This is a genomic window from Paenibacillus sp. CFBP13512 (genome assembly GCF_005233705.1).
Lineage (GTDB): Bacteria > Bacillota > Bacilli > Paenibacillales > Paenibacillaceae > Saccharibacillus > Saccharibacillus nuruki.
In genome coordinates this window covers 1-6,462 of sequence record NZ_QGAD01000039.1, presented here as the reverse complement: position 1 = coordinate 6,462, position 6,462 = coordinate 1, and the positions used below count along the sequence as shown (strand labels likewise).

Genomic DNA, 6,462 nt, shown 5'->3' with positions numbered 1-6,462 from the left:
AGATATAAAAATGAATTAATTACTATAATTTATAAAACTATACTTATATCTTATACTTTATTCCTATAAAATGATCAAGAACTAATTATAAAGTACTATAAAATTTAATCATTCTTGAAAGTAACTAAACAATTATTGCAGATCAACCTACTATGGAAATATTTTAGTACTCTCCATTCTTCTACTTTAAATGGTATACTTGCCTGCTGAACAATATCTAAACAATATAGTAGCAGTTTAAGTTACTTTTCTTGATCATATACTGATAAAGCTATTTATAGCTCTATTTTGAGATTGAGCCCAAAGAACCCTTCTATAGTAAGGGTTCTTTGGGCTCCTCTTTTGTAGAGGTTAAAGCATAATCTATTTATATGATATGTTTGATTCGTTTCGTAATATATGTTTTATATAAAACGAACCGACGGAGAAATATATACATTAATGTATCATATCACCTGTGATTGTTTCCTTTAAAATAGTTGAGTGGGTTAATAATTTTGGAATCAATCTCATGATCATTCATATCAAACCACTCATTTGTATCGTAATTGTGCCAAAGATAATATTTGAAAATAGACTTGAACTGCTCTATTTGATCGCAGCCTTCGAAAATTAAGCTTTTAGGTTTCTCGTCAGCATAATAAAATACGGGAATCAAATCTTTTGCATTAACTTGTTTCATGGAAGGGATCGATTTCATTTTTCCAAAAAAGTCGATTACTTTAGATATTCCATTGGTTTCGTACCTATCAAATTTGATATATAAAAACACTTGATTTTCTTTATTCGATAATTGAGTTAGGGTGAACATGGGTTTCCATTGTAAAGCCTCTTCTTCTTCTTCGTATAGATTACAAAAAGATGCTATTACTGTATTTTGTCTTACTGCATTAGAAGGCTTTGGTTGTCCTATGAATGACTTATCTTGGATCAATGGTCTGAGATTATTGTTTAACTTAGTGTTTGTTTCTTTCGCAGATTGAATATGCGCTAAAATTAAATGTTCAATCATTTCCATATTACATACATACAGATTAAGATATGTTCCCCACTTATCTATTGAATTCATATAGTTTCGGAATACGTTTTGCCATCTAGCCCATATGTGCTTTTGAGAAGTAGTAACGAACAAAATGGATTTTGGAATCGAACCTTTTAGCTCTGTATGACTCACACCTTCACTAACATAATTGAGATACTGTTTATACTTTTCAAATTTATCGAATAGTAAATGAGATTTTTCAGTACCCATATCCAGCTCTAGCCAAAAGTGAAACTTCTCATTACTATTTTTAACTTTAACAATGAACTCCCCATCAGGTCTAAATATTCTCTTTCCCTTTTCCTCGTTATTGTATTCTACAGATGAATATCGATTATCAATATAGTCATATTCAAGATCATACTTAATGCAAATCAATTGAAGCATGACATTAAAATCAATAGCATGTTGATGATGTTTTTGTAATCTTTCTTTAACTGGTCTGTATAAGTCGTACGGAAAGTAACCATACTCGGCATTCCAACCAGTTCTTCGGTACCCTTCTACTTCAGGGATATTGTTCATTTGAAAAGCTACGGACAGTCCTTCTTCAGATAACGTATATTGCTTTGGTGGTTGTTTAGAAGACTCTATAACAAGTTCAGACTTTTTCAATTGAGATAGCTGATTGTACAAACTTCTAATTTTATCTCTATTCAGTTGATCTAATGAATAGTGAGGATAAGTACTAGGGATTTCTAAACGATTTAAAAAGAAGTAAAGCTGATAAATATTCAAGCTTCGATATATAAATAGTTGCTGAATAATTTGTTCTTTTGTTTCAGATATTTTGTAGTTTCTCAATGTCTCCATTTTGATGACCTCTTTTCAATGACTCAATCTTGATTTTCAACAAATATACTAACCTCTTACGATGGCTAAATTAAAGAGTATGCCTATTAGAATGAGAGTAACATAATAAAGCCTCTGGTACTAACGGATGTAACGCCTGTGAGTCTCTTTATAATCAGTGACAAACGCAGTGACAAAGCCAGTGACATGTGCGGTGACAAGGTCACTGAGGATGTCACCGCGTTTGTCACCGTACATGTCACTAAAAATCAAGTGTGAAAATGAGTTGAAATCATATTCATTATGAATTGTAAAAGGGCAAGAATTTGAGTTTATGGATCATCACAAATGAGGAGTGATTTTTAGTAATAATAATCTGGAATTATTACAAGTACATAAGATATGGATCAGTAAATAGAGAGATTTAGATATCATCAGAGTATGAGTTACAAATTATAAATTAAGACTTTTGAACAAATCGATTTAACCAGTTTAATCTATTTTTTCGATTTAACTTATTTAACTGGTTTAACCGATTTAACCTATTAAATCGGTTAAATACAGCTGTTCTTATGTACGTTATATTCTTTATAGAAATGATCGCTATAGTAGCGACCGCTCTAAAACAGAAGGCAATTCATCCCAGTAAACACGCAGTAATATGCTTACGTTATTACTCTAAGGGTGGGCTCTTGAGAAACTATTATTGTATTGTTATACATAAATAAATGGGTTATAATTAAACCAGTTAAACCTATTTAACTGGTTTAATGAGTTTAATCGGTTTAATGAGTTTAACCAGTTTAATGCGTTAAATCGATTTAACCAGTTTAATATGTTAAACCAGTTAAATGTCTTAGACCTTTTAATTCACTTTTGATGTGATTGTTTGCTATTATCTAATTCAAATACATATGTAAAGGAGGGCCGACTTTGGAAGATAAAGAGTTGTATACTGAAAAGCATTTCGATTTTTTTTGGAAAAATATGAATGGTAGTATATTAGATGTTTTTGAATGTATCACTACCAATCATTCAAATGGTATTAGTAGGCGCAACTTATTATCTGCTTTAGATAACCCGGACAACCCGAATCAAATCCAACACTCTTCCACCAAAGTTTTGGAAGCAGTGAATGTATTAAAATTTACAGGACTTATCCAATATACAGAAAAGAGAAATATCCATATTTATTCTTTATCTGATGAAGGAATACGATTTTCAGAGTATATTAATACTACACATTAGGAGGAATTTCAATGGCTTATGTAGCTTTATCAAATAGTAAAGAATTAGCTTTTATGACAGAAAACAATTTAATTAATGATCTGTCTATAAAATTTGGTTTCATTGGTGCAGGTCAAAAAGGGAACAAAGAAGCTGATCTTATGGCCTCGTATACTTATAGTGATGGCAGTCCGTGCTATCCTACTCTCGCAGTTAATTTTTCAAAAGGTGATATGCAACATTTAAAGAATATTCCTACTAATGATCAAATTCACTTTGAGGGCTTTAAGGGCGCTGCGCGTACTCCTTCTCTTGTGGTTGAAGCTTTTGATCCAGATGTAAACCCTGGTGCAGATGCATTACGTGAACAACTAGCAGATGCAATGGCACGTAAGTTTATGAAAGACGAGGAATTGATTGTCGATCACATTATTATTTCAGCTGGTGGTGGTGGTGGATTCGGTACTGGTTTCGTTTCGGTTGCTCTTAACCTTCTTGAAAATGATTTTTTCCCTGTCCCTGTTAGTTTCCTGATCTCCCTTCCTTCTGATGATTTAACAGAAAAAGCAAATGCGCTTGTTTTAATAAACGAAATTGATAATTTCCGTAAAGTACAAGATGTCTTATTTTCATCTGGCGAAATCGATGAGAAACCGTTAGGAAGTATTATCCTTACTGATAATAAACGAATGATTAATACTTTTACGAAACGCAAAGGTGATATTTATGAAACAGATATAATAAACTGGAAAGAAGCCGGTAATCATGTAGTATTAAGTGCCATTCATGAAGTCAATATTATTCCAGCTAATTTTGGTAGTGACAATACTACGTATGATCCTTCAGATCTAGCAAAACTATTTCAAAATGGTGGTGGTTACTTAAGTATCCATAAGTCATCTATAAAATATGATAAAAAAATTAATACTTCAATAATCACTAATTCAATGAAAGGTGCAATCACTAATGGTTACTTTTCTTGCGATCACTTCTATGATTCAGCTAGTATGTATGGAGTCTTTATTTTAAGATCAGATTCAGATCCCCTCTTTAAAGACATTGGTACTGAATTAGAAATCAATAGTACTATCAAACAATTCAATAATACTGCTGAAGGCAAGTTTGGTGATCCTATATGGTACGGTGACGAAATGGTAATGTACTCGATTTTTTCGGGGATGATTATGCCGGAACGTATAAAACAACTTAATTCAGAATATAATCAAGGAAAAGCTTTACAAGAAGAAGCAAGAAAACAAGAAGTTGAACTTGAACTTTCTGCTGCAATAGAAAATGTTCAAAAAAACAAATTCAATCCTTACCAAAAAAGTAATGCTAAAAAAGGCTTTGGTTCCGCTACTAAGGGGTTTGGTGGTAATTCTGCATTTAGTCGTGCCAAAGAAGAAAATCCTGTTGAAGTTCAAGAAGTTAAAGCCTCTATTCCTGAGAAACCTAAAGCACCTATGTCCTCTGCTTTTGCAAAAAAAAGAGAAGAATTAAAAAATAAAAAGTAAACAAAAAAGGAACAACTCTTATTCTCAAGAGTTGTTCCTTTTTTCCTCTTCACGATCCATAGCATCTAAATAAATTTTTATAGCTTTATTCATAATTTCAGTTTCAAAACCTTTTTTCTTTCCAGCTGATCTTTCTTTTAATCTATCAAATAACTTTTTCTCTAGTAAGAAGGTTTTTTGTTGATATATTGACTGTTCAGTATCTAATAAACTAGATACACTGTTTTGTAACTCTTCATAAGTTTCATCGTCGATTCCTGGAACATATGAATTTAATAAGCTTCTCTTTTGGTCTGTACCTTTATCTGGGTCTGAATTTAAATTTGGGTACGCTCTCTTACTGTTTGACACGTTGTATCAACTCCTCTACAAATTCTACATAGGGTAGCAAAGCTTCTTTATCTTCTTTTGTTCGATGTTGTACGCCATTTAGCGAAAACTCTTTTATTCTATTCTTTCTTTTTATAACTGTGTTAAAAACCCAATCTTCATATTGCAATCTGGTTTGCTCAATAATCTGTTTGTCGATCGAAGTTCTAGCATCCAGCATTGTAGCTAATATCCCTGCAAGTTTTAAATTTTTGTTTAGCCTCTCTTTTATTTGTTCCAATAATTCTAGATAACGAGGAATTGCAAAATAACAAAGAGGTTCGGATTGTAACATTACAATGGAATAATCGCTTGCGATTAAAGCTGCTACAGTATGTGCTCCTAAGTGAGGTGGTTGATCAATAAATATAAAATCATAGTTGGATTTAATAGATGTAACTATTTCTTTTAAGGAGTAAGCAACATTAATTTTTCGTTTCTCTGCCTCTTCGCTTAGACTAGCTAAACTATCATCTGCTGGTAACAAATCATAGCGTCCAAATTTTTCATTTATATTATCAGTCTCATTTAAATTATAAATAAATTTGTTTAGATCTTTTTCTATTATTGCATTCATGACAGTTCTATTAGTAAATGTGCTTAAACTTTTTTTACTTAATATCCTTGAAGTATTACCTTGAGCATCAAAATCTATTACAAGGACGTTATAACCCATCTCAGCTAGTAAATAAGTGGTTATAGCTGTAGTGGTGGTCTTACCAGCTCCCCCTTTTTGGACACCGACCGAAATAACTATTCCCATTAAAATCATTGCCTCCGTTCAGTATATTCTTCTTCTATATTGTCGATAACTGCGCTATATGTCAATCAATAAGTTATAAATAAGTATGTTCTCTGTGTAAAATACTTAATTAAAAATTAGTTTATAAGTAGATAATGATCACATCTACTTAATCTATTTTAATGAAATTCATGTAGATGTTTGAAGCATAAGCGGTGTTAAATGTTTAATTGATAAATAATTAATCTAAACTTAGTTTATAATTATATATTACTTTTTGTTTAATTAATTCTACTTCTATCAGCTAAGAATTATAATAAAGCTATTAATTATTGGACTTACTTTATAACTATAATGGATCATTATTTAATAATTTTATTAGAGAATAACGTAAAACTTATTACAATCTATATGGTTTAGTTAGACAAAGTAGCAAATTTAATTACTAATCTTTATTTTATAATTATTTTTAAATTAGTAATTACTTTTCTATTACTTAGTAATAAATTAGTTATTACATACTTAAAAAGTAGTATTAACCGAGATTTCTAATCAGTAGAATTGAATGTAGTTCTAATTGATCCAGCTAAATTAATCTTATACAGCATATTTTAGCAGGTTTAAATTATAAGTAATTACTAATTCAAAAATAATTAGTAATTACTTAATTAAAAATTACTTTAGAATCCCACTTTATTTTAGGTTGATTATAAAGAAAAAACTTAATCCTTAGACAGAGTAATTATAATGTTACCGTCTGAATTGATAGTATAGTA

General features: G+C 30.7%; 5 protein-coding genes. 2 read left to right on the top strand and 3 right to left on the bottom strand.

Annotated elements, in window-relative coordinates; translation table 11 throughout:
* Positions 1 to 451 precede the first annotated feature (451 nt).
* Positions 452 to 1,855, bottom strand: coding sequence for a replication-relaxation family protein (locus PaeCFBP13512_RS23065; protein WP_137226344.1), 1,404 nt, complete (start codon positions 1,853 to 1,855; stop codon positions 452 to 454).
* A gap of 912 nt (positions 1,856 to 2,767) precedes the next feature.
* Between PaeCFBP13512_RS23065 and PaeCFBP13512_RS23055 the strand changes: the two genes are divergently transcribed.
* Together PaeCFBP13512_RS23055 and PaeCFBP13512_RS23050 are read left to right on the top strand one after the other, a co-directional pair.
* The gene (locus tag PaeCFBP13512_RS23055) at positions 2,768 to 3,082 is read left to right on the top strand and encodes a hypothetical protein (protein ID WP_137226342.1); all 315 of its coding nucleotides are present in this window, start codon (positions 2,768 to 2,770) and stop codon (positions 3,080 to 3,082) included.
* An 11-nt stretch (positions 3,083 to 3,093) separates the two neighbouring features.
* Complete coding sequence (locus PaeCFBP13512_RS23050) at positions 3,094 to 4,575, top strand: cell division protein FtsZ (protein ID WP_137226340.1); 1,482 nt, start codon at positions 3,094 to 3,096, stop codon at positions 4,573 to 4,575.
* A 24-nt stretch (positions 4,576 to 4,599) separates the two neighbouring features.
* Here the strand turns inward: PaeCFBP13512_RS23050 and PaeCFBP13512_RS23045 are convergent, their stop codons facing one another.
* Both PaeCFBP13512_RS23045 and PaeCFBP13512_RS23040 read right to left on the bottom strand, forming a co-directional pair.
* Positions 4,600 to 4,926 carry a hypothetical protein gene (locus PaeCFBP13512_RS23045; protein ID WP_137226338.1) on the bottom strand — a complete coding sequence of 109 codons (327 nt, stop codon included), beginning with the start codon at positions 4,924 to 4,926 and terminating at the stop codon, positions 4,600 to 4,602.
* Positions 4,913 to 5,707 (bottom strand): ParA family protein, encoded by a 795-nt coding sequence (locus tag PaeCFBP13512_RS23040; protein ID WP_161594354.1) that lies wholly within the window; start codon positions 5,705 to 5,707, stop codon positions 4,913 to 4,915. The genes PaeCFBP13512_RS23045 and PaeCFBP13512_RS23040 overlap by 14 nt, the downstream gene beginning before the upstream one ends.
* Positions 5,708 to 6,462 lie beyond the last annotated feature (755 nt).

Coding starts and splice junctions, on each gene's coding strand:
- PaeCFBP13512_RS23065 (WP_137226344.1), bottom strand. CDS start 1,855: ATGGAGACATTGAGAAACTACAAAATATCTGAAACAAAAGAACAAATT.
- PaeCFBP13512_RS23050 (WP_137226340.1), top strand. CDS start 3,094: ATGGCTTATGTAGCTTTATCAAATAGTAAAGAATTAGCTTTTATGACA.
- PaeCFBP13512_RS23040 (WP_161594354.1), bottom strand. CDS start 5,707: ATGGGAATAGTTATTTCGGTCGGTGTCCAAAAAGGGGGAGCTGGTAAG.